22 protein-coding genes are annotated in these 22,727 nt (G+C 70.2%); 7 read left to right on the forward strand and 15 right to left on the reverse strand.

Annotated features, from left to right (window positions below):
- Positions 1-161: 161 nt before the first annotated feature.
- The 5 genes from trpD to ctaE form a co-directional block, all read right to left on the reverse strand.
- Positions 162-1,226, reverse strand: coding sequence for an anthranilate phosphoribosyltransferase (trpD, locus tag ACZ53N_RS13700; protein WP_469141044.1), 1,065 nt, complete (start codon positions 1,224-1,226; stop codon positions 162-164).
- 150 nt (positions 1,227-1,376) lie between these two features.
- Positions 1,377-3,002 carry a cytochrome bc1 complex cytochrome b subunit gene (gene qcrB, locus ACZ53N_RS13705; protein WP_469141045.1) on the reverse strand — a complete coding sequence of 542 codons (1,626 nt, stop codon included), beginning with the start codon at positions 3,000-3,002 and terminating at the stop codon, positions 1,377-1,379.
- Complete coding sequence (gene qcrA, locus ACZ53N_RS13710) at positions 2,999-4,054, reverse strand: cytochrome bc1 complex Rieske iron-sulfur subunit (RefSeq protein ID WP_469141046.1); 1,056 nt, start codon at positions 4,052-4,054, stop codon at positions 2,999-3,001. Before qcrA ends, qcrB begins: the two co-directional genes overlap by 4 nt.
- Positions 4,051-4,860 carry a cytochrome bc1 complex diheme cytochrome c subunit gene (gene qcrC, locus ACZ53N_RS13715; protein WP_469141047.1) on the reverse strand — a complete coding sequence of 270 codons (810 nt, stop codon included), beginning with the start codon at positions 4,858-4,860 and terminating at the stop codon, positions 4,051-4,053. Before qcrC ends, qcrA begins: the two co-directional genes overlap by 4 nt.
- Positions 4,861-4,923: 63 nt before the next feature.
- Positions 4,924-5,544 carry an aa3-type cytochrome oxidase subunit III gene (ctaE, locus tag ACZ53N_RS13720; protein WP_469141048.1) on the reverse strand — a complete coding sequence of 207 codons (621 nt, stop codon included), beginning with the start codon at positions 5,542-5,544 and terminating at the stop codon, positions 4,924-4,926.
- A gap of 307 nt (positions 5,545-5,851) precedes the next feature.
- Between ctaE and ACZ53N_RS13725 the strand changes: the two genes are divergently transcribed.
- A complete protein-coding gene (locus ACZ53N_RS13725) occupies positions 5,852-6,253 on the forward strand; it encodes a hypothetical protein (RefSeq protein ID WP_469141049.1) in 402 nt (133 codons plus the stop codon).
- A 43-nt stretch (positions 6,254-6,296) separates the two neighbouring features.
- Here the strand turns inward: ACZ53N_RS13725 and ACZ53N_RS13730 are convergent, their stop codons facing one another.
- From ACZ53N_RS13730 to ctaC, 4 genes are all read right to left on the reverse strand, one after another.
- On the reverse strand, positions 6,297-7,544 hold the full coding sequence (locus tag ACZ53N_RS13730) for a L,D-transpeptidase (protein ID WP_469141050.1): 1,248 nt from the start codon (positions 7,542-7,544) through the stop codon (positions 6,297-6,299).
- Positions 7,545-7,664: 120 nt separating this feature from the next.
- Entirely contained in the window at positions 7,665-8,063 is a 399-nt protein-coding gene (locus ACZ53N_RS13735; protein WP_469141051.1) for a cytochrome c oxidase subunit 4, read from the reverse strand.
- Positions 8,060-9,790, reverse strand: coding sequence for an aa3-type cytochrome oxidase subunit I (gene ctaD / locus ACZ53N_RS13740; RefSeq protein WP_469141052.1), 1,731 nt, complete (start codon positions 9,788-9,790; stop codon positions 8,060-8,062). Before ctaD ends, ACZ53N_RS13735 begins: the two co-directional genes overlap by 4 nt.
- Positions 9,787-10,758: an aa3-type cytochrome oxidase subunit II gene (gene ctaC, locus ACZ53N_RS13745; protein ID WP_469141053.1), complete on the reverse strand. Its 972-nt coding sequence runs from the start codon at positions 10,756-10,758 to the stop codon at positions 9,787-9,789. The genes ctaD and ctaC overlap by 4 nt, the downstream gene beginning before the upstream one ends.
- Positions 10,759-11,192: 434 nt before the next feature.
- On the opposite strand from ctaC, the gene ACZ53N_RS13750 reads away from it, so the two are divergent.
- Complete coding sequence (locus tag ACZ53N_RS13750; RefSeq protein ID WP_469141054.1) at positions 11,193-12,575, forward strand: aminotransferase class V-fold PLP-dependent enzyme; 1,383 nt, start codon at positions 11,193-11,195, stop codon at positions 12,573-12,575.
- 160 nt (positions 12,576-12,735) lie between these two features.
- Here ACZ53N_RS13750 and ACZ53N_RS13755 read toward each other — a convergent pair whose 3' ends face one another.
- Positions 12,736-13,710, reverse strand: a complete 975-nt coding sequence (locus tag ACZ53N_RS13755) for a carbohydrate kinase family protein (RefSeq protein ID WP_469141055.1) — start codon at positions 13,708-13,710, stop codon at positions 12,736-12,738.
- 171 nt (positions 13,711-13,881) lie between these two features.
- Here ACZ53N_RS13755 and ACZ53N_RS13760 point away from each other — a divergent pair, with 171 nt between their 5' ends.
- Both ACZ53N_RS13760 and ACZ53N_RS13765 read left to right on the forward strand, forming a co-directional pair.
- Positions 13,882-14,097 carry a hypothetical protein gene (locus ACZ53N_RS13760; protein ID WP_469141056.1) on the forward strand — a complete coding sequence of 72 codons (216 nt, stop codon included), beginning with the start codon at positions 13,882-13,884 and terminating at the stop codon, positions 14,095-14,097.
- Between the two features lie 122 nt (positions 14,098-14,219).
- A complete protein-coding gene (locus tag ACZ53N_RS13765) occupies positions 14,220-15,812 on the forward strand; it encodes a hypothetical protein (RefSeq protein WP_469141057.1) in 1,593 nt (530 codons plus the stop codon).
- Between the two features lie 96 nt (positions 15,813-15,908).
- Here ACZ53N_RS13765 and ACZ53N_RS13770 read toward each other — a convergent pair whose 3' ends face one another.
- Positions 15,909-16,265 carry a HesB/IscA family protein gene (locus ACZ53N_RS13770; protein ID WP_130877393.1) on the reverse strand — a complete coding sequence of 119 codons (357 nt, stop codon included), beginning with the start codon at positions 16,263-16,265 and terminating at the stop codon, positions 15,909-15,911.
- A gap of 245 nt (positions 16,266-16,510) precedes the next feature.
- On the opposite strand from ACZ53N_RS13770, the gene nadA reads away from it, so the two are divergent.
- Positions 16,511-17,689 (forward strand): quinolinate synthase NadA, encoded by a 1,179-nt coding sequence (gene nadA, locus ACZ53N_RS13775; RefSeq protein ID WP_469141058.1) that lies wholly within the window; start codon positions 16,511-16,513, stop codon positions 17,687-17,689.
- Between the two features lie 98 nt (positions 17,690-17,787).
- On the opposite strand, the gene ACZ53N_RS13780 is transcribed toward nadA, so the two are convergent.
- Together ACZ53N_RS13780 and ACZ53N_RS13785 are read right to left on the reverse strand one after the other, a co-directional pair.
- Positions 17,788-18,495: a response regulator transcription factor gene (locus ACZ53N_RS13780; RefSeq protein WP_469141059.1), complete on the reverse strand. Its 708-nt coding sequence runs from the start codon at positions 18,493-18,495 to the stop codon at positions 17,788-17,790.
- 59 nt (positions 18,496-18,554) lie between these two features.
- Complete coding sequence (locus tag ACZ53N_RS13785; RefSeq protein WP_469141060.1) at positions 18,555-19,760, reverse strand: bifunctional adenosylcobinamide kinase/adenosylcobinamide-phosphate guanylyltransferase; 1,206 nt, start codon at positions 19,758-19,760, stop codon at positions 18,555-18,557.
- 130 nt (positions 19,761-19,890) lie between these two features.
- Between ACZ53N_RS13785 and ACZ53N_RS13790 the strand changes: the two genes are divergently transcribed.
- Entirely contained in the window at positions 19,891-20,100 is a 210-nt protein-coding gene (locus tag ACZ53N_RS13790) for a hypothetical protein (RefSeq protein WP_469141061.1), read from the forward strand.
- A 137-nt stretch (positions 20,101-20,237) separates the two neighbouring features.
- Here ACZ53N_RS13790 and ACZ53N_RS13795 read toward each other — a convergent pair whose 3' ends face one another.
- Complete coding sequence (locus ACZ53N_RS13795) at positions 20,238-20,990, reverse strand: class I SAM-dependent methyltransferase (protein WP_469141102.1); 753 nt, start codon at positions 20,988-20,990, stop codon at positions 20,238-20,240.
- Between the two features lie 41 nt (positions 20,991-21,031).
- On the reverse strand, positions 21,032-21,628 hold the full coding sequence (locus tag ACZ53N_RS13800) for a DUF3043 domain-containing protein (protein ID WP_418098984.1): 597 nt from the start codon (positions 21,626-21,628) through the stop codon (positions 21,032-21,034).
- Positions 21,629-21,927: 299 nt separating this feature from the next.
- Here ACZ53N_RS13800 and ACZ53N_RS13805 point away from each other — a divergent pair, with 299 nt between their 5' ends.
- Positions 21,928-22,707 (forward strand): PspA/IM30 family protein, encoded by a 780-nt coding sequence (locus ACZ53N_RS13805; protein WP_130877398.1) that lies wholly within the window; start codon positions 21,928-21,930, stop codon positions 22,705-22,707.
- Positions 22,708-22,727 lie beyond the last annotated feature (20 nt).

Consider the following 22,727-nt stretch of genomic DNA (forward strand, 5'->3'; position numbering starts at 1 on the left):
GGTCCGCCTTCGTGGCGGTCCTGTGGGCTGGGGCGTGTGAACTTCTGCGACGGCACTTTGTCCGGCGATTGAGGACGCGCCCGCAGGGCGCCCGCCGCCGCAGGCGGCAAGACGGACCGCCGTCGGCAGGACGGACCGTAGTCGAGAACCCGCCGGCCAGGCTATCCGTTGCTGGCCATGACCCAGCGGTCCAGCGCCCGCTTCGCCGCGCCCGAGTCGATCGACTCCGCCGCCTTCGCGAGGCCCGCCGTGATCTGCTCGTCCAGCGGGGCACCGGTCGGCTCCAGGGCGACCAGCGCCGCCGCCGAGTTGAGCAGCACCGCGTCCCGCACGGGGCCGCTCTCGCCGTCCAGCAGCCGTCGGGCGACATCGGCGTTGTACGAGGCGTCCGCGCCCCGCAGTGCCTCCACGGGCACCAGGTCGATCCCCACGTCCCGCGGGTCGAAGGCCTCCCGGCGCACTTCGCCGCCGCCGACGATCCACACCTGCGAGGTCGCGGTGGTGGTCAGCTCGTCCAGCCCGTCGTCGCCGCGGAAGACGAGCGCGGAGGCGCCGCGCTCGGCGAGGACGCCGGCCAGGATGGGGGCCATCCGGGCGTCGGCGACGCCGGTCGCCTGGGCCTTGACCCGCGCGGGGTTGGTCAGCGGGCCGAGCACGTTGAACGTGGTGCGGATGCCCAACTCGCGGCGGGCGGGCGCCACATGGCGCAGGGCGGGGTGGAACTTCACCGCGAAGCAGAAGGTGATGCCGGCCTCCTCGGCCACCTCCACCACCCGGCGCGGGGTGAGGTCCAGATTGACGCCCAGCTTCTCCAGCACGTCCGAGGCGCCACTGGCGGAGGAGGCGGCGCGGTTGCCGTGCTTGACGACCTTCGCGCCGGTGCCGGCCACGACGATCGCGGACATGGTGGAGATGTTGACGGTCTTGGCGCCGTCGCCGCCCGTGCCGACGATGTCCACGCTCGGGCCGGGCACCTCGATGAGGTTGGCGTGCGCGTACATGGTCCGGACGAGTCCGGAGATCTCCGCGACCGTCTCGCCCTTGGCGCGCAGCGCCACCGCGAAGCCCGCGATCTGGGCGTCGGTCGCCTCACCGCGCATGATCCGGTCCATGGCCCAGGCGGTGTCGTCCGCGCTCAGGTCGACACCATCGAGGAGGGCGTCGAGCACACCCGGCCAGGTGCGGGCCGTCGCGCTGTCGCCGCCTGCCGGGGTCACAACGTTCATGGTCCACGCTCCTGGTGGTCGAATCCGTGATGCCGCGGTGTTCGCGGTGTTCGCGGGTCCAGCCTATCCAGGACCGGGGACGGCGAAGAGCCCCGTCCAGCGCATGGACGGGGCTCTTGCCGTGGCGATCAGTGATCGGTCAGTCGGGGATCAGTGGTGGCCGTGGCCGCTGGTGATCTCCTCGTACTCCTCCGCGGTGGCCTTGGGGATGTGCGTCCCCTCGCCGTAGAAGCCCTTCGAGAGCTTCACGCGGAGCTTCTGCGTGGCGCTCAGCTTGCGCTTCACACCGTTCTCGTCGACCTCGGGGCCGAGCTCGAGCGGCTTGGGCTGCTCGTGCGCGGTGAGGGTGTGCAGGGCCTCCTGCGACAGCGGCTCGTGGACCTCGACGAACTCACCGTGCGGCAGGCGCTTGATGATGCCGGACTCGCGTCCGTGCAGCACCTTGTCCCGGTCGCGGCGCTGGAGACCCATGCAGATCCGTCGCGTGGCGATGAAGGTCAGCACCGGCACCACGAAGAAGCCGATCCGGACGAACCAGGTGATGGCGTTGATCGAGAGGTGGAAGTGCGTGGCCCAGAGGTCGTTTCCACCACCGATCAGCAGCACGAAGTACACGCTGATCCAGGAGGCACCGAACGCGGTGCGCGTCGGGGCGTTGCGCGGGCGGTCCAGCAGGTGATGCTCCCGCTTGTCGCCGGTCACCCAGGACTCGATGAACGGGTAGACCGCGATGGCCGCGAGGACCAGCGGGAAGATCACCAGCGGGATGAACACGCCCAGGACCAGGGTGTGGCCCCAGAGGTTGATCTCCCAGCCCGGCATGACACGGATCAGGCCCTCGGAGAAGCCCATGTACCAGTCGGGCTGCGCGCCGGTGGACACCTGGTCCGGCCGGTACGGGCCGATCGCCCAGATCGGGTTGATCGTCGCGATGGCGGAGACCGCCGCGATCACACCGAAGACCAGGAAGAAGAAGCCTCCGGCCTTGGCCATGTAGACCGGCAGCAGCGGCATGCCGACCACGTTCTTGTTCGTCCGGCCGGGGCCGGGGAACTGGGTGTGCTTGTGGAAGAACACCAGGATCAGGTGCGCCACCAGCAGACCGAGCATGATGCCCGGCAGCAGCAGGACGTGGATGGAGAAGAACCGCGGCACGAAGTCCGAGCCGGGGAACTCGCCGCCGAAGAGGAAGAACGAGATGTACGTACCGACGATCGGCACGGACAGGATCGCGCCCTCCATGAAGCGGACGCCGGTGCCCGAGAGCAGGTCGTCCGGCAGGGAGTAGCCGGTGAAGCCGGTGAACATGCCCAGCACGAACAGCAGGAAGCCGAACAGCCAGTTGACCTCACGCGGCTTGCGGAAGGCACCCGTGAAGAAGACGCGCATCATGTGCACGAACATCGCCGCGAGGAAGATCAGCGCACCCCAGTGGTGGATCTGCCGGATCAGCAGACCGCCACGGACGTCGAAGCTGATGTTGAGCGTCGACTGGAACGCCTCGGACATCCGCATGCCCTGCATGGGGACGTACGAGCCGTGGTAGACGACCTCGTTCATGCTCGGGTGGAAGAACAGCGTCAGATACACACCCGTGAGGATGATGATGATGAAGCTGTAGAGCGCGACCTCACCCAGCATGAAGGACCAGTGGTCCGGGAAGATCTTGCGCATGTTGGCCTTGGCCAGGCCGTAGATGCCCAGTCGGCCATCCGCCCAGTCGGCCATCCGCTCACCGGCTGGCGCCTTGCGCTGGTTGTCAGCTGTAGTACTCATCCGCGCTCCCAGTAGGCAGGACCGACGGGCTCGGCGAAGTCGCCCATGGCCTCAAGGTAGCCCTTGTCATTGACCTTGATCCGCAGCTGCGGAAGCGCGTGACCGGCCGGGCCGAAGATCACTCGTCCGCCGTCGGCGAGGTCGAAGGTCGACTGGTGGCACGGGCAGAGCACGTGGTGGGTCTGCTGCTCGTACAGGCTGATCGGGCAGCCGACGTGCGTGCAGATCTTGGAGAACGCGACGATGCCGTCGGCCGACCAGTCGAGTTCCCGCTTGTCCTTGATGTTCTCCGGACGGAGCCGGACGATCATCAGGGCCGCCTTGGCGATCTCCTTCTGGAAGTCGTGGTCCTCCTCCTTCATGCCCTCGGGCATGGCGAAGGTGAGGGACCCGACCTGGATGTCCTCGGGGCGCAGCGGCTGATTCGTGTTCTGGTTGATCAGCATCTTGCCCGCGGACCAGGCGGTCTTGCGGAGCTTGGTGCCCGGCAGCGGACCGAGGTCGCGCAGCAGCACCACACCGGAGAGCGGCACCAGGGCCAGCGCGCCGAACATGGTGTTGCGGATCAGCTTGCGGCGGCCGAACGTCGACTCCTCCGCGCCCTGCTTGAAGTCGGCCAGGACCTTGGCCTTGACCTCGGGCTCGGCGGCGATGGGGTGCCGCTCGTCGGCGTGCTCGACGTCGGACATCAGGGTGCGGGCCCAGTGGACCGCGCCCGCGCCGATGCAGAACAGCGCCACGCCGAGGGTCATGCCCAGGGCGAAGTTCAGCGCGCTGATGTGACCGATCGGGAAGATGTAGACGATCTTGTCGACCGGCAGCGTCACATACGAGGCGATGAAGCCGACGGTGGCCAGCATCGACAGGACGAACAGGAACGCGACCACGCGCTCGGAGCGCTTGGCGGCCCGCTCGTCGATGTCCTGGATGCGGTGCTCGTGCGGCGGCAGGCCCGGGTCGGCGAACGGGTCGCCCGCGACGGCCACGGCGGTGGCGTGCGCGTCGCCCTGCGTGCTCGGCAGGTTCTCTTCTGGAATGTCTTGGCTACTCATGACTTCTTGGCCTTAGCGGTGTGGGCCGCGACCCAGATGGCGACGGCGATCATCGCACCCAGGCCGAAGATCCACGCGAACAGACCCTCACTGACCGGGCCGAGCCCACCCAGTTCGAGGCCGCCCGGGCTCTCCGACTTGGTGCTGTTGACCGTGTCGAGGTACGCGATGATGTCCTTCTTGTTCTTCTCCGTCATCGTGGTGTCGGGGAAGGAAGGCATGTTCTGCGGGCCGGTCTGCATGGCCTCGTAGATGTGCTTCGGGTCGACATCGTCGAGCGGCGGGGCGTACTTGCCGTTCGAGAGAGCGCCACCCTTGCCGGTGAAGTTGTGGCACTGGGCGCAGTTCGTACGGAAGAGCTCCCCACCCTTGGCGATGTCCGCGCCGTCCGGGCTGTACTGGCTCTTGGAAGGAACCGAGGGGCCGGCGCCGAGCGAGGCGATGTACGCGGCGAGCTGGTCGATCTCGGCCTGCGAGTAGATCGCCTTCTTCTTGGGCGCCTGGGCGCCCTGCTGCTGCAGCGGCATACGGCCGGTGGCGACCTGGAAGTCGACGGCCGCGGCACCCACGCCGACCAGGCTCGGGCCGTCGGTGGTGCCCTGACCGCCGGTGCCGTGGCAGCTTGCGCAGCCCACGGAGTAGAGCTTCTTGCCCTCCTCGATGGCAAGGGACTGGGCGGTGTCATCGGCCTTGGCCGTGTCCGCGGGCGCGAACGCGGCGTACAGCCCCCCAGTTACCGCCAGCGCGAAGAGTAGGACGACGACCGCCGCCAGCGGATGGCGTCGTCGTGCGGAGAGCTTTTTCACGGATTACCCCGGTGTCAGGATCTTCTGCGTCGATGCTGGACTGTTGGTCCGGTGCGGGACCGATTACTTGATCAAGTAGATCGTGGCAAAGAGCCCGATCCAGACCACGTCGACGAAGTGCCAGTAGTAGGACACGACGATGGCCGCCGTCGCCTGGTGGTGGGTGAACCTCTTGGCCGCGTACGTCCTGCCCAGGACCAGCAGGAAGGCGATGAGACCGCCCGTCACATGCAGGCCGTGGAAGCCGGTCGTCAGGTAGAAGGCCGAGCCGTACGGGTCGGAGGAGAGCGAGAGCCCGTCCTTCTTGACCAGTTCGGTGTACTCGAAGACCTGGCCGCCGATGAAGATGGCACCCATCACGAAGGTGACCGTGAACCAGGTGCGCAACTTCTTCACGTCGCCACGCTCGGCCGCGAAGACACCGAGCTGGCAGGTGAGGGAGGAGAGCACCAGGATCGTGGTGTTGGTCGCCGAGAACGGAAGGTTCAGGCTGTCCGCCATTTCCTTCCAATGGTCGGCGCCCATCACCGATCGCAGGGTGAAGTACATCGCGAAGAGGGCCGCGAAGAACATCAGCTCGGAACTCAGCCAGATGATGGTTCCGACGCTGGTGAGGTTCGGTCGGTTGACCGAGGGGTGCGCGTGCCCGGTATCTACTGCTGTTGCTGTCGCCACGACCGACATTATGTCGGTCCCTTATCTCGCGCTCACTCCGGGGGGTGCCGTTCGGTGTGTCAAGGGCGTATGCACTGCTCGTACGGCTCATTACGAGCGTCCCCCAAAGGGGGGAAGCAGACGTTCCGCAGGGCTCCGCGGGCCCCGTCACGACCGGTGCTGACGGCATGTCCGGCCGATCTTCCCCGATGCCGACCCCTCCTCCGGCGCGGCGCTCGCGGAGTAGCATCCGGCAGGCGGCGCCCGCCCCCGGGAATCCGCCCGCACGCTTGTCCGCACTTCTGTTCACGAGCCTGTTCATGAGCCTGGAGGAACGATGCAGCCGACTGCCACGGTGCTGGTCTACAGCGACGACGCGGGCACCCGGGAGCAGGTGCGGCTGGCCGCGGGACGGCGTCCCGCGACCGATGTGCCGCCCGTGCAGTACGTGGAGTGCGCGACCCTGCCCGCCGTTCTGAAGACCCTGGACGAGCGGCACATCGACGTGTGCGTGCTGGACGGCGAGACGGCCCCCGCCGGCGGCATGGGCGTCTGCCGGCAGCTCAAGGACGAGGTCTTCCACTGCCCGCCCGTGCTGCTGCTCATCGGGCGCCCGCAGGACGCCTGGCTGGCCACCTGGAGCCGGGCGGAGGCGGTGGTGACCCACCCGGTGGACCCGGTGGCGTTCGCCGACGCGCTGGCCGGGCTGCTGCGCGCCCGCCCCGCCGTCGAGGCCTGAGGGGCCCCTCGGCACCCCCGGCGGGCCCAGCGGGGCCCGCCGCCTACACCCTCGGTCGCAGACGGGCCGCATCGGCGGGGCTGCTCCCGTCGTGCTTCCCGGCCACGAGGGCACTGCCCTGGCGCCATGTCTCCCAGGGCATGTTCCAGTCGCCGAAGCCGTTGTCGAACGGCGTCATCGTCTCCCCCGCGCTGCCGATGACCTTCACGATGTCGCCGACCTTGACGGTGTCGAAGAACCACTTGGCGTTGTCGGTGCTCATCCCCGTACAGCCGTGGCTGACGTTGTCCGCCCCCTGCGAGCCCACGGACCAGGGGGCGGCGTGCACGTACTCGCCGCTCCAGGTGACCCGGGTGGCCCAGTAGACCGGCAGGTCGTAGGAGTCGGAACTGCCCTCGGCGATGCCGATGCTGGTGCCGCGCATCCGTACGAAGGATTCCCGGCCGAGGATCACCTTGACCCCGTTGCGGGTGGCGTAGCCGGGCTTGCCGGTGGTCACCGGGATGGACCGGATCTGCTGGCCGTTGCGCAGCACGGTCATGTAGTGGGCGCTCGCGTCCGTGACGGCCTCGACGCGGTCGCCTGTGGTGATCCTCAGGGGCGCGGAGGGGCCGCCGTAGAGACCGGCGCCCACCTTGATGCCGTTCAGGTGGGAGCGCACGTCGATGGTGGCGTGGGCGGGCCAGTACTCGCGCGGACGGTAGTGCAGCGTCCGGTCGTCCACCCAGTGCCAGGCGCCCTCGACGGCGGGGGTGGAGTCGACGCGCAGGGAGCGTTCGATGACGGCCCGCGCGGCGGGGTCCGGGGCGGGGGCGCTGAGTTCGGCGGTGATGGGCTGTCCGACGCCGTAGGTGCCCTTCTGCGGGCCGAAAGCGACCCGTAGCAGGCGGTCGGCCGCGCTGGTGTCGAAACCGAGCGTCCGGCGCCCCTGGGCCCCGTCCTCGTCCTCCACGCTGACGCGCACGGTGTAGTGCGCGCCGGCGGACAGCGCGCCGGTGCTGTGCCAGCTGGAACCGTCGGCCGCCAGCTCGCCCTTGACGTACCGCCCGGCGGCGTCCGTCGCGGTGACGTCGGTGATCTTGTCACCGTGCTCGGCCCGTACTTCCAGGGGCTTGCTCGGATCGGCGGGCTTGCCTTCCCGGGCACTGGTGAGGGCCACGTTCCGGGTGGCGTCGTAGGGCTTGGCGGCCAGTGGGTTGGACGAGCCGCCGCACGCGGCGGCCCCCAGCGCCACGGGAACCACCAACAGGGCGCAGGCGAGCACCGTGCGGCGTCGAGGTGAGTGGCTCATGTTCACCACCGTAGGGAGGAACCCGGGGCGGGGCTCGCGGGGTGACTCCGAACGGGTGCAAACGGGATCGGGCCCCGCACACCGAGGTGTGCGGGGCCCGATCGCCGAGGTGCGGTGAACCTACTGGTTCTGGTCCGCCCCGCGGTAGAACTCGAACACCCAGCCGAAGAGACCGATCATGATGATCGGCGCTCCGAAGAACATCAGCCACCAGCCGAAGATGACGCCCAGGAAGGCGATCGCGCCACCGACGGCCAGGGACAGCGGCTGCCAGCTGTGCGGGGCGAAGAAGCCCAGCTCGCCGGCGTCGTCCGCGACGTCCGCGTCCTTGTCGTCCTGGGCACCGGTGTCCACCCGGCGCGCGGTGAACGCCAGGTAGTAGCCGATCATGATGCTCAGGCCGAAGGCCATGAACAGCGCCGTGGTGCCGACCGGCTCCTTCGACCAGACGCCGTAGACGGCCGCCATGGCGAGGATGAAGACGGCGAGCCAGATGAACATCCGTCCTTGGATCTTCACTTGCCGGCCTCCTTGCCACCCGCGAGGGCCTTGTCATCCGCGGAGAGGTTCTCTTCGAGCTCGAGAGCCGCGATCTCCGGGTGGTGCAGGTCGAACGCCGGGGATTCGGACCGGATCCGCGGCAGGGTGAGGAAGTTGTGCCGCGGCGGCGGGCAGGACGTCGCCCACTCCAGCGAACGGCCGTAACCCCACGGGTCGTCGACCTCCACCTTCTTGCCGTACTTCGCGGTCTTCCACACGTTGTACATGAAGGGGAGCATCGACAGACCGAGCAGGAACGAGCTGATCGTCGAGATGGTGTTCAGCAGGGTGAAGCCGTCGGCCGCGAGGTAGTCCGCGTAGCGACGCGGCATGCCCTCGGCACCCAGCCAGTGCTGCACCAGGAACGTGCCGTGGAAGCCCACGAACAGCGTCCAGAAGGTGATCTTGCCCAGTCGCTCGTCCAGCATCTTGCCCGTGAACTTCGGCCACCAGAAGTGGAAGCCGGAGAACATCGCGAACACCACGGTGCCGAAGATGACGTAGTGGAAGTGCGCGACCACGAAGTACGAGTCGGAGACGTGGAAGTCCATCGGGGGCGAGGCCAGGATGACGCCGGTCAGACCACCGAAGGTGAAGGTGATCAGGAAGCCGACGGCCCACAGCATCGGGGTCTCGAAGGACAGCGAGCCCTTCCACATGGTGCCGATCCAGTTGAAGAACTTCACACCGGTCGGGACCGCGATCAGGAAGGTCATGAAGGAGAAGAAGGGCAGCAGCACACCACCGGTGACGTACATGTGGTGCGCCCACACCGTCACCGACAGACCGGCGATCGAAATCGTCGCGGCGATCAGACCGATGTAGCCGAACATCGGCTTACGGGAGAAGACCGGGATGACCTCGGAAATGATGCCGAAGAACGGCAGCGCGATGATGTACACCTCTGGGTGTCCGAAGAACCAGAAGAGGTGCTGCCAGAGCAATCCGCCGCCGTTGGCCGGGTTGAAGATCTGCGCACCGAATTTGCGGTCCGCCTCCAGGGCGAACAGCGCGGCGGCGAGCACCGGGAAGGCCAGCAGGACCAGGACACCGGTCAGCAGGACGTTCCACGTGAAGATCGGCATGCGGAACATGGTCATGCCGGGCGCGCGCATGCAGATGATCGTGGTGATGAAGTTGACCGAACCGAGGATCGTGCCGAAGCCGGAGAAGGCCAGACCCATGATCCACATGTCGGCGCCGACACCCGGCGAACGGACCGCGTCCGACAGCGGGGTGTAGGCGAACCAGCCGAAGTCGGCGGCACCCTGCGGGGTGAGGAAGCCGGCCACCGCGATCAGCGAGCCGAAGAGGTACAGCCAGTACGCGAACATGTTCAGCCGCGGGAACGCCACATCGGGCGCGCCGATCTGCAGCGGCATGATCCAGTTCGCGAATCCGGCGAACAGCGGCGTCGCGAACATCAGCAGCATGATCGTGCCGTGCATCGTGAACGCCTGGTTGAACTGCTCGTTCGACATGATCTGCGTGCCGGGACGGGCGAGTTCGGCGCGCATGAGGAGCGCCATCACGCCGCCGATGCAGAAGAACGCGAACGACGTGACCAGATACATCGTGCCGATCGTCTTGTGGTCAGTGGTGGTGAGCCACTTGATCACATTACTGCCGGGCTGCTTCTGGCGTACGGGCGGTGCTGCCGTGGCTGTCGCGGCGGCGGCACCCTGGGGTTCGTTGAGGATGCTCACTTGTTCTTGGTCTCCGCGTTCTTCGCGTGAGGGGTCTGCGCGATGCCCGCCGGCTGGTAGCCGGTCTGGCCCTTTGCCGCCAGCTCCTTCAGGTGCGCCCGGTAACGCTCCGGAGAGACGACCTTGACGTTGAAGAGCATCCGGGAGTGGTCCTGGCCGCAGAGCTCGGCGCACTTGCCCATGAAGGTGCCCTCCTTGTTCGGAGTCACCGTGAAGCTGTTGGTGTGCGCCGGGAAGACGTCCTGCTTCATGAGGAACGGCACCACCCAGAAGGAGTGGATGACATCCCGCGAGGTCAGGATGAACTGGACCGTCTCACCCTTGGGCAGCCACAGCGTGGGGCCCGGGTTGTTGTTCTGCGGGTTCCGGTCGCCGGGAACACCGACGTCGTAGACGCCCTCGGCGCCGGCCGGTGCCTTCTTCAGGAACCGGTCGGGGATCGCGTCCAGCTCCTTGTTCTCGCGGAGCGGCTTGGCCGGGGTGGCGGCCTGACCGTCGACGTTCTCCATGTAGTTGAACGCCCAGCTCCACTGGAAGCCGACCACGTTGATGACGTGCTGCGGCTTCTCGGGGTTGGTCAGGAGCTTGTTCTCATCGCGCGCGGTGAAATAGAAGAGCACCGAGACGATGATGATCGGGACCACGGTGTACAGCGCCTCGATGGGCATGTTGTACCGGGTCTGCGGGGGGACCTGCACCTTGCTCCGGCTGCGCCGGTGGAAGATGACGCTCCAGATGATCAGGCCCCACACCAGAACGCCGACCGCGAGGGCGGCGGCCCAGGAGCCCTGCCACAGGGAGAGGATCCGCGGCGCCTCTTCCGTGACGGGAGTGGGCATTCCGAGGCGGGGAAAGTCCTTCGATGTGCAACCGGTGGCGGTCGCAAGGACAGCGCCCGCGGCCAGCGCCTGCAGCAGCTTCCGCCGCACCGGGCGCCGCGACGAGCGGTCGGAGCCGTTGGGACTCACGTAGCGCCTTCCCGAGAGTCTCGCCCGCGCGGTCGGCTGCGGCCGTCTCGGGTCGGTCGCCGGCCCGCTACGGGCAGGGGTTTGGATGTTTATGCGGACCAAACCCTACTGGACGCTATTTGGGGTCGCGCGGGGAGGGTGCCCAACGCGCCGGGTCACTCCCCGAAGGGATGGAATATGGGACTCCGTGGGCCATCTGGAGGACCGTCAGACGGCCGCGACCTGCGGCTGCGGCGTCGGCGGAGCCGATGGAGAGGGCGTGCCGCGCGCGGGCGCGCGAGGTCTGCCGCCGGCCGGGTGGCCGACGGCTTGCCGCCTGCGGCGGCGAGCGCCCTGCGGGCGCGTCCTCAAGCGCCGGACAGGCTGGTATCGGCTGAGCTCAGCCGCCAAGCCCGTCCGGCGAGGACACCGCGCCGCGCGTTAGCGTTCCTCACGTGCCCTACTTCGACACCGCCTCCGCCGCTCCCCTGCACCCCGTCGCCCGTCAGGCGCTGCTCGCCGCCCTCGACGAGGGCTGGGCCGACCCGGCGCGGCTCTACCGGGAGGGCCGCCGGGCCCGGCTGTTGCTGGACGCCGCGCGCGAGGCCGCGGCGGAGGCCGTCGGGTGCCGGCCCGACGAGCTCGTCTTCACTCCATCGGGTACCCGCGCCCTGCACGACGGGATCGCCGGGGCCCTCGCGGGCCGTCGGCGCGTGGGCCGCCATCTGGCGGTGTCCGCCGTCGAGCACTCCGCCGTCCTGCAGAGCGCGGCGGTGCTCCAGGCGGCGGGCGGCGCCGTCACCGAGGTGCCGGTGGACCGTGCGGGCCGGGTCGGGCCCGACGCGTTCGCGGCGGCGCTGCGCCCGGACACCGCGCTGGCCGCGCTGCAGTCGGCCAATCACGAGGTGGGCACGGAGCAGCCGGTGGCCGAGGTGGCCGAGGCCTGCCGGGCGGCGGGGGTGCCGCTGCTCGTGGACGCCGCCCAGTCGCTCGGCTGGGGTCCGGTCGCCGACGGCTGGTCCCTGCTGACGGCGAGCGCGCACAAGTGGGGCGGGCCGTCGGGGGTGGGCCTGCTGGCTGTGCGCAAGGGCGTGCGGTTCGCCGCCCAGGGGCCGGCGGACGAGCGGGAGTCGGGCCGGGCGCCCGGCTTCCCGAATCTGCCCGCGATCGTCGCGGCGGCCGCGTCGCTGCGGGCCGTACGGCAGGAGGCGGCGGCCGAAGGGGCCCGGCTGCGGGCTCTGGTGGACCGGATCCGGGAGCGGGTACCGCAGCTCGTACCGGATGTGGAGGTCGTCGGCGACCCGGAGCGGCGACTGCCGCATCTGGTCACCTTCTCGTGTCTGTATGTCGACGGTGAGACCCTGCTGCACGCCCTGGACCGGGCCGGTTTCTCGGTCTCCTCCGGCTCCTCCTGCACCTCCAGCACGCTGGCCCCGAGCCATGTGCTGCGAGCGATGGGAGCGCTGTCGGAGGGCAACATCCGGGTGTCGCTGCCGACGGGCACGACGGAGGAGGACGTCGAGGGCTTCCTGGAGGTGCTGCCCCGGGTGGTGTCGTCCGTACGGGAGCAGCTGGGTGCGCCGACGGGGGCCACGGCCGCGGCCGGCGGCACCTCGGAGCTGGTCGTGGACGCGCTCGGCAAGCGGTGCCCGATCCCGGTGATCGAGCTGGCGAAGGTCATCGGCGAGGTGCCGGAGGGCGGCCTGGTCACGGTGCTGTCCGACGACGAGGCGGCCCGGCTGGACATCCCGGCGTGGTGCGGGATGCGGGGCCAGGAGTACGTGGGCGAGCGCCCGGCGGAGCGGGGGGCGGCGTACGTGGTGCGGCGTCGCGTCTAGGTGTATTGATCACGAGCGCCGTTGCCGCCTGCGGCGGCGAGTGCCCCGCGGGCGCGTCCTCAAGCGCCGGACAGGCTGCTGTGCTCTGTCCTCAAGCGCCGGACGGGCTGAATGCAGCCCGTCCGGCGCTTGAGGACCGGGGTCCGGGGCGGAGCCCCGACTAGGCCAGGTGGGCCTTGACCTCGGCGGCCGCGTCCTCGCCGTACGCCTTGGTGAAGCGCTCCATGAAGTGGCCGCGGCGCAGCTCGTACTCCTGGGTGCCGAGGGTCTCGATGACGAGCGTCGCGAGCATGCAGCCCAGCTGGGCGGCGCGCTCGAGGGAGAGCTCCCAGGTCAGGCCCGCGAGGAAGCCCGCACGGAAGGCGTCGCCGACGCCCGTGGGGTCGACCTTGGCCTCCTCCTGGGCGCAGCCGACCTCGATGGCGGGCTCGCCGGTGCGCTCGATGCGGACACCGCGCGCGCCGAGCGTGGTGACGCGGGTGCCGACCTTGGCGAGGACCTCGACGTCCGTCCAGCCCGTCTTGGACTCGATCAGGGCCTTCTCGTACTCGTTGGTGAACAGGTACGTGGCGCCCTCGATCAGCAGGCGGATGTCCTCGCCCTCCAGGCGGGCGAGCTGCTGGGAGGGGTCGGCCGCGAAGGGGATGGCGCGGGTGCGGCACTCCTCGGTGTGGCGCAGCATCGCCTCGGGGTCGTCCGCGCCGATCAGGACCAGGTCGAGCCCGCCGACCCGCTCGGCGACCGGGTGCAGCTCGATCTGGCGGGCCTCGCTCATCGCGCCGGTGTAGAACGACGCGATCTGGTTGTGGTCGGTGTCCGTGGTGCAGACGAAGCGGGCCGTGTGCAGGACCTCGGAGATCCGCACCGACGCGGTGTCGACTCCGTGCCGGTCGAGCCACGCGCGGTACTCGGCGAAGTCCTGGCCGGCGGCACCGATCAGCACCGGGCGCAGACCGAGCACGCCCATGCCGAAGCAGATGTTGGGGCCGACGCCGCCCCGGCGGACGTCGAGCTCGTCGACCAGGAAGGACAGCGAAACGGTGTGCAGCTGGTCCGCCACGAGCTGATCGGCGAAGCGGCCGGGGAAAGTCATCAGGTGGTCGGTGGCGATGGAGCCGGTGACTGCGATACGCACGGCTGGTCTGCTCCCTGCGGGGCGAGGTGACATAAGGAGAAAAACAAGAAGAGCCACACCACGCTATCGGGTCCGGATAGCGTCGCCGTGCTCGTTTCAAGCCACTGAACGGCCAAAATTACCAAATAGTAGGCCTTTCTCCGCGTGCCGCATGGTGCTTACGGTGCGGGTATGCCGAACCCTGTGAAGGACGTCACTCTCACTTCCGCGAACGATCCCGAGTCGCTGGACGAGCTGCGCGGCTGTTGCGCGGCGATGGCACCGCACTGGACGAGCAGCGCCCCGGCCCCCGCGCCCGTACCCGTATCGCCGTCGCGCATCCACGGCGTCTCGGTCCCCGTGGCGTCCGCGCGGCTGATCGACAGCATGTCGGACTACGGCGACTGACGGCCCCCGGAACGCCCCTGGAGGCTCCGTGGAACCGCTCGCTCCTGTGTTCCGTCCAAGCGGCGTCCCCCTCACGGGGGATGGCGCAGTACACACATTGAGCGGAGCGAAGGAGCGATGTGGTGAGCACCGAAGGCGGCACCCCCGACAGCAAGCGCCGGCGGAAGCATTCGCCGTTGGCGGTCGTATCGGTGGCGGCGGCGGTGCTGCTGGCCGGTGGCGGCGCCGCGTACTGGGCCACCACCGCGGCCGACGGCAAGGACACGAGCCCGCCCGGCGCACCCGGCGAGAACGGCGCCCCGGCGCCGCTCGCCCTGGACGGCTACGGCCGGTCGGGCGGGAGCAGTGGCCCCTCCCGGGGCATCGCGGTCGGCGAGCCGGACCCGAACGGCGCCCGGTACCGGGCCGAGGGGAAGCTGCCCGACGGGCCGCGGACCGCGCCCGTCTATCTGCCCGGGCGCGAGGTCGACCGGAGCGAGGTGGCGGCCCTGGCGAAGGTGCTGAAGGTGCCGGGCACGCCGAGGCTCGACAAGGACGTGTGGCAGGTGGGCGGCACCCCGGACGCGGCCGGGCCGACCCTTCAGGTGCAGCGGACGGGGCCGGGCAACTGGTCGTTCTCGCGGTACGGCATCCCGGGCGGCAAGCCCTGTGTGCCGCCGTCGGGTGAGGGGCCGGAGAAGACGATGGAGCTGTCCGGCGCCGACCCCTCGGGGACGACGTCGTCGAAGCCGTGCCCGTCCTTCCGGGGCGGCTCCCCGGCACCCTCGGACGGCGCGGAGGGGCCCGTGTCGGAGGACAAGGCCAAGCGGGCCGCCGCTCCCGTGCTCAAGGCGCTCGGCCAGGACGACGCCAAGGTCGACGCGAGCGGGCTCTTCGGGGCCGTGCGGACCGTCGCGGCGGAGCCGGTGCTGGGCGGCGTGCCCACCTACGGCTGGCAGACCAGCCTGAAGGTCGGTGCCGACGCGCAGTTGGTGGGCGGCAGCGGGACGCTCCAGACCCCGAAGAAGGGCGGCACGTATCCGCTGATCACGGCCGCGGAGGCGCTCAAGGAGCTGAACAAGGGCGGTGGCACCGGCCGGGTCGTCATCGGCGGCTGCGCGTCGGCGGTCCCGCACGGCAAGGACGGCACGGATGGGACGAACGGGGACCAGGCTGTGGAGCCGACCCCGCCGTGCCTGGAGACGAGCCCGGGGGCGACGAAGCAGCGGGAGACCGCGCTGGTGCGCGGCGCCTCGTTCGCGCTGGCCGCGCACTCGGTGGGCGGGCGGCAGGCGCTGGTGCCGTCGTGGCTCTTCCAGGTCCAGCAGCCCGGCGCGGACAAGGCGGACAAGAAGGCCACGATCACGATCGCCCAGCCGGCGGTGGACCCGAAGTTCATCGCCAAGCCGGCACCGGCGCCGACGGCGCCGACCGGTAAGCCGTCGGCGGTCCCGCCGAAGTCCGGTCCGCTGCCGGTGGAGTCCTACACGGTGGACGGCGACAAGCTCACCCTGCGCTTCTGGGGCGGGGTGTGCAGTGACTTCTCCGCCTCCGCCGAGGAGTCCTCGGACGAGGTGACGGTGAAGATCACGGGCGCGGAGAAGGAGCCCGGCAAGGTCTGCGTGATGATGGCGAAATCGTTCGAGAAGACGGTGACGCTGGATGAGCCGCTGGAGGACCGGAAGGTCGTGGACGCCAAGAGCGGCGAGCGCGTGGCGGAGAAGCAGGCGAAGTAGCGCCGTAGCCCTACGCATGAAGGCGGCGCCCCCGCGATGGGGGCGCCGCCTTCATGCGTACGGCGGGCGGCCGGGATGCCCGGCCGCCGGGCCGGACTAGCTGAACGAGTCGCCGCAGGCGCAGGAGCCCGTGGCGTTCGGGTTGTCGATGGTGAAGCCCTGCTTCTCGATGGTGTCGACGAAGTCGATGGAGGCGCCGCCCAGGTACGGGGCGCTCATCCGGTCGGTGACGACCTTGACGCCGTCGAAGTCCTTGACCACGTCACCGTCGAGCGAGCGCTCGTCGAAGAAGAGCTGGTAGCGCAGGCCGGAGCAGCCACCGGGCTGAACGGCGACGCGCAGCGCGAGGTCCTCGCGGCCTTCCTGCTCGAGCAGGCCCTTGACCTTGGCGGCGGCGGCGTCGGACAGGAGGATGCCGTCGCTCACAGTGGTCTTCTCGTCCTGAACGGACATCTGCTTCACTCCCGGGTTCGGTGCGGACTGCTTGCCGTCGGCTGCAACCGGCGAGGCCGCGGATTCATTCCGGGCCTGGACTTCTGACTTCCGTCTTTCATGCTCGCACACAGCCCGCCGGATCGGGAATGCGTCACATCGACGCGATCGTCATCGTCAAACTGACGTGAAGCAGTTATGATAGATAGCGTCAACTTGACGACAAGGCCGGATCGGCCGTCCGCAGAACAGAAAGGGTGCGTGTCGTGACCACCGCCCAACCCTTGGATGTCCAGCCCACCCCGCTCGCTCTCCTGCTGCTCGGACGCGAGTCCGACCCCCGGAGCGAGCGCGGTGTGGAGTGCCCCGGCGACCTGCCGGCGGCGTCCGATCCGGACCTGGTGGAGCGCGCCCGTGCGGCCAAGGCGAAGCTCGGCAGCAAGGTCTTCGTGCTCGGCCACCACTACCAGCGCGACGAGGTCATCGAGTTCGCGGATGTGACCGGGGACTCCTTCAAGCTCGCGCGCGACGCGGCCGCCCGGCCCGACGCCGAGTACATCGTCTTCTGTGGTGTGCACTTCATGGCCGAGTCCGCGGACATCCTGACCACGGAGGACCAGCAGGTCGTCCTGCCGGACCTGGCCGCGGGCTGCTCGATGGCCGACATGGCCACCGCCGAACAGGTCGCCGAGTGCTGGGACGTGCTCACCGAGGCCGGCATAGCCGACGTGACCGTCCCGGTCTCGTACATGAACTCCTCGGCCGACATCAAGGCCTTCACCGGCAAGCACGGCGGCACGATCTGCACCTCCTCCAACGCCGAGCGGGCGCTGAACTGGGCCTTCGAGCAGGGCGAGAAGGTCCTCTTCCTGCCCGACCAGCACCTGGGCCGCAACACCGCCGTCCGCGACATGGGCATGTCCCTGGACGACTGCGTGCTGTACAACCCGCACAAGCCGAACGGCGGCCTGACCGCCGAGGAGCTGCGCGCGGCGAAGATGATCCTGTGGCGCGGCCACTGCTCCGTGCACGGCCGTTTCTCGCTGGACTCGGTCAACGACGTGCGCGAGCGCATCCCGGGCGTCAACGTGCTGGTGCACCCCGAGTGCCGGCACGAGGTCGTGGCGGCGGCGGACTACGTCGGCTCGACGGAGTACATCATCAAGACCCTGGAGGCCGCCCCGGCCGGGTCGAAGTGGGCCATCGGCACCGAGCTCAACCTCGTCCGCCGGCTCGCGAACCGCTTCGCCGACCAGGGCAAGGAGATCGTCTTCCTCGACAAGACGGTCTGCTTCTGCTCGACCATGAACCGCATCGACCTGCCGCACCTGGTGTGGGCGCTGGAGTCGCTGGCGGACGGCAAGGTCGTGAACCGGATCGAGGTCGACCCCGAGGTCGCCAGCTTCTCCAAGCTGGCCCTGGAGCGGATGCTGGCGCTTCCGTAACGGTTGCCGCCCCCTCGAAGCCCGGACGGGCTACTGGCAGCCCGTCCGGCGCTTCGAGGACACAGCACAGAGCCCCGCCCGGCGCTCGAGGACACGCCTCAGTCCCCCCGCGGCCGCACCAGACCCGTCTCGTACGCGATCACGACGAGCTGTGCCCGGTCACGGGCGCCGAGCTTGGCCATCGCACGGTTGACGTGGGTCTTGACGGTCAGCGGGCTGACCGTCAGCCGCTCGCCGATCTCGTCGTTGGACAGCCCGCCCGCCACCTGGACCAGGACCTCGCGCTCCCGCCCGGTGAGCACGTCGAGCCGCACGGCGGAACCGGACGGGCCGTCGTAGTCCCCGCCCTGCGCCAGGAACTTCGCGATCAGTCCCTTCGTCGCGGCGGGCGACAGCAGCGCCTCCCCCGCCGCCGCGATCCTGATCGCCGCGAGCAGCTCCTCCGGCTCCGCGCCCTTGCCGAGGAACCCCGAGGCGCCCGCGCGCAGCGACCGCACCACGTACTCGTCGACCTCGAACGTCGTCAGCATCACCACCCGCACCGCCGCGAGAGCGCGGTCGGAGCAGATCGCGCGGGTCGCGGCGAGGCCGTCGGTGCCGGGCATCCGAATGTCCATCAGGACCACGTCGGGGGCCTGGGTACGGGCGAGTTCGAGCGCCTGCGCCCCGTCCGCGGCCTCCCCCACCACCTCCATGTCCGGCTCCGAGTCCACCAGCACCCGGAACGCGCTGCGCAGCAGTGCCTGGTCGTCGGCGAGCAGGACTCGGATGGGGCGTACGGGCCGGTCGCCGCTGGGCACAGTCATGCGCCCAGCGTACGCAGCGGGGTGCCCGTCAGTTGCCGGGGCTCCGGGCGGAGTTGGGGTCAGCCGCGCAGCGGCAGCGGCTGGCCCGCCACCACCAGCAGGACGTGTTCGCACTCGGTGGCCACCGCCGTGTTCAGCCGGCCGAGCTCGTCGCGGAAGCGACGGCCGGAAGCGGTGGCCGGGACGACGCCCGAGCCGACCTCGTTGCTCACCAGGACGACCGTGCGCGGGGTGGCGCGGACGGCCGCGGCCAGCTCCGCGACGCGCTTGGCCAGGGCCCGCGCGCCGCCGTTGGCCCAGACGGCGTCGTCCCAGGCCTCCACGGAGTCCATCGCGTCGGTCAGCCACAGCCCGAGGCAGTCGATCAGCAGTGCGGGGCCGTCCTCCGCCAGCAGCGGCACCAGGTCGCAGGTCTCGGCCGTGCGCCAGGAACCCGGCCGGCGCTCGCGGTGCAGGGCGATCCGCGCCGCCCACTCCCGGTCGCCCTCGCGGGTGCCGCCCGTGGCGACGTAGACCACGTCGGGGAACCCCTCCAGCCGCCGCTCGGCCTCCACCGACTTGCCCGATCTGGCCCCGCCCAGCACCAGCGTCCGCCGGGGCAGATCCGGCACCGCGTGGTAGTCGCCGACCACGAGCGTCGTGCCGTCCGGCACGGTCCGCGCCCCGAGCGCCGCCAGTCTGCGGTGCAGCTCGCGGCCCGGCGGTACGTCGTGGTCGAGGTGGACGGCGAGCACGTCCGTCGTCGCCCCCACGGCCCCGGTCTCCCGCAGCCGGGCCAGGGCGTCCGGCCGGCCGAGCACGTCGAGCAGCACCATGTCGTACGGGCCCGAGGAGTTCAGGGGCGCGAGCCCCGCCGGGGACGCGCCCGGCGGCAGATAGAGCAGCCGCTCGCCCTCCGGGCCGGTCACCTCGTATCCGGTGCCCGGCGCGTCCAGGGCCATCGCCCGCACCCGGTGCCCGCTGATGACCGCCAGCTCCCGGCCGTCCGGCACCCGCCCCGGCGCGGGCAGCCCGGCCGGGAACTCCACGGCGGGCCCGTCGTGCGGGTGCGAGAGCAGCACCTGCCGCACCCCGGCGATCGACCGCCCCGCCCGGGCGGCGGCGAAGGCGGGCCCCGGGGTGAGGTCCAGGAGCAGCGCCCCGTCGACGAGGAGCGCGGTCGCGGCCCGCGCCTCGTCGCCGACGGCGGTGGCGCAGGACGCGCAAGGGCAGCCGGGGCGCGGCAGCCCGTCGGGGGCTCCGGTGCCGAGCAGAGTCAGTTCCACAGGTCGATCGTCTCGCGTCCCCGCGCGACGGGCGCGCGGGGCTCACCCTTTCACGTCCTTTACGGACCGTTAGGCTGCGCTGCACAGCACGTGGCACTTGAGGAACGCAGGCAGAACTCAGGAGGCGGACATGGTGTGGTCGTGGCGGTTCGAGAAGGCCGACGGGACGGAGACGTCACCCGCGGTGGAGCCGGAGGAGTTCACCACGCAAGGGGACGCGGAGTCCTGGATCGGCGAAGTCTGGAAGGAACTGCTCGACGGCGGCGCGGAGCGGGTGACGCTCTTCGAGGACGACACGGAGATCTACACGATGAGCCTGTCCGCTGCCGCGGAGGCCTGACCGGCTCGCGCCACCTCCGCTGCGCGGCGGTGTCCTCAATCGCCGGACGGGCTGAAATCGGCTGAGCCCAGCCAAATCAAGCCCGTCCGGCACTTGAGGACGCGCTGGCGCCGCCGCAGGCGGCAAAGACATAACGGCTAACCCCGGACACCACACAGGTGCAAGAGCGCAGCGACCCGGCGGTACGGGTCGGTGCGGCCGGCGCGGTCCTCCGCGGTCAGGATGCGCTCCAGCTCCGCGACCGGGGGCGGCGGGCCGTCGTCCGGCGCCTGGTCGGTGAAGACGCGCACGCCGTACCAGGCGTGCAGGGGGGCGCCGATCCCGGCCAGGGTCGCCGTCAGGGTCTCCAGCCGGTCCGCCCGCGCGCGCAGGCCGATCCGGTTGGTGTAGGCGGGCGAGTCGAAGGCCGCCAGGGCGCCCTCCCAGTCCCCGCTCAGCCCCGGCCGCAGCGCGAGCGCGTCCGCGTTGCGGACGACCAGCGAGAGCAGACCGTCCGGCGCGAGCACCCGGGCGAGCCCGGCGAGCATGGGGTCCGGCTCCGGTACGTACATCAGGACGCCGTGGCAGAGCACGATGTCGAAGGCGCCCGGAAGGAAGTGCGCGCCGGTGTCCCGGCCGTCGCCCTCGACGATCCGCACCCGCTCGCGGATGCCCTCGGGCTCGGCGGCCAGCGCCTCGCGGACCGCGGCCACCATGCGCGGGTCGGACTCCAGGCCCGTGACCTCATGGCCGGCGCGGGCCAGCCGCAGCGCCTGCGTGCCCTGGCCGAGGCCCACGTCGAGCACGCGCAACCGCCTGCCGACGGGGAACCGCGCGGCGATCTGCTCGTCCAGCTGCCGGGCGACCAGTTCCTGACGGACGGTGTTCCGTAACCCGCCGAGACCGCTCAGCCAGCCCCGCGCACCGCCGCCGAACCCCGACGCCAGGGCGCTCAGGGCCGCTCCCCGCGCTTGACCTTCGGCTTCGGGAGGCGCAGCCGGCGCATCTGGAGCGTACGCATCAGGGCGTACGGCACCGCGCCGCGCAGGTTCTCGTCGGGGAAGCGCTGCTTGAGGGCGCGCTTGAGGCTCATGGCCGTGATCACGGAGTTGATGACGATCAGGAGGATCACGACGAGCCACAGCAGCAGCACGAGCGACTGGAAGTCACCCTTGTTGATCATGCTGAGGATCAGGATCACCACGGCGAGCGGCAGGAAGAACTCCGCCACGGAGTACCGCGAGTCCACGAAGTCGCGCGCGAAACGGCGGATCGGGCCCTTGTCGCGGGCGGGCAGGAAGCGCTCGTCCCCGCTGGCGAGGGCCTCGCGCTGCTTGGCCAGGTCCACGCGCCGGGCCTCGCGCTGACGCTTGACGGCGTCCTTGCGGTTGGTCGGCGTGCCAGCCAGGCTGCGGCGCTGCGAGGTGGCCTCGCTGCGCTTGGGGGTGGGGCGGCCCTTGGGGGCCTGCGGGTCACGGGGCTGCTGGGGCTGGTCCGCGGTCACCTTGGCGGCGGCGGCCTGCTCATCCTTCGAACGGCTTCGGAACACAAAACCCAAGGGTACGGGTATCCGGGTGGGTACCCCAGCCCCATGGGGAACGATCCGGCAACGGCGGCTCTCCCCCGTGGGCTCCCGGCGGCTCCCCGGCGGGCCCCCGGACCCCTTCCCGGGGGTACGTCTACTCCTTGCGCCGGAGGGGGGCGACCTTGTGATCGTCCTGGAGGAGGAGCGCATCCGGGCCCGAACAGTGCGGTAATGGAAGCAGGGCCCGTACTGTGGGTTCTGAGAGATGTGCCGGAGCCGAAAAGTCCGTCAGAAGGGGGCGCGCGAGGCCCATGAGCGGTGTCATGAAGCGTATGGGGATGATTTTCCGCGCGAAGGCCAACAAGGCCCTGGACCGGGCCGAGGATCCGCGCGAGACCCTTGACTACTCGTACCAGAAGCAGCTCGAGCTGCTCCAGAAGGTACGCCGCGGGGTCGCCGACGTGGCGACCTCCCGCAAGCGCCTGGAACTCCAGCTGAACCAGCTGCAGGGCCAGTCGTCCAAGCTGGAGGACCAGGGCCGCAAGGCGCTGGCGCTCGGCCGTGAGGACCTGGCGCGTGAGGCGCTGTCCCGGCGGGCCGCGCTGCAGCAGCAGGTCAGTGATCTGGAGACGCAGCACCAGACGCTCCAGGGCGAGGAGGAGAAGCTCACCCTCGCCGCGCAGCGGCTGCAGGCCAAGGTCGACGCCTTCCGCACGAAGAAGGAGACCATCAAGGCCACCTACACCGCCGCCCAGGCCCAGACCCGGATCGGCGAGGCCTTCTCGGGCATCTCCGAGGAGATGGGCGACGTCGGCATGGCCATCCAGCGCGCCGAGGACAAGACCCAGCAGATGCAGGCGCGCGCCGGTGCCATCGACGAGCTGCTCGCCTCGGGCGCCCTCGACGACCCGACGGGCACGGCCAAGGACGACATCACCGCCGAGCTGGACCGTCTCTCGGGCGGCTCGGACGTGGAGCTGGAGCTCCAGCGCATGAAGGCGGAGCTGGCGGGCGGGAGCAGCGCCGGGCAGCAGGCCATCGAGGGCGGTGCGGCCGGGCGGCCGCAGACGACCCAGGACCAGCCGCGGTTCGACAAGCAGTAGAAGACCCGGTGAGCCACCCG

The sequence above is a fragment of the Streptomyces sp. NPDC033229 genome (assembly GCF_055576875.1).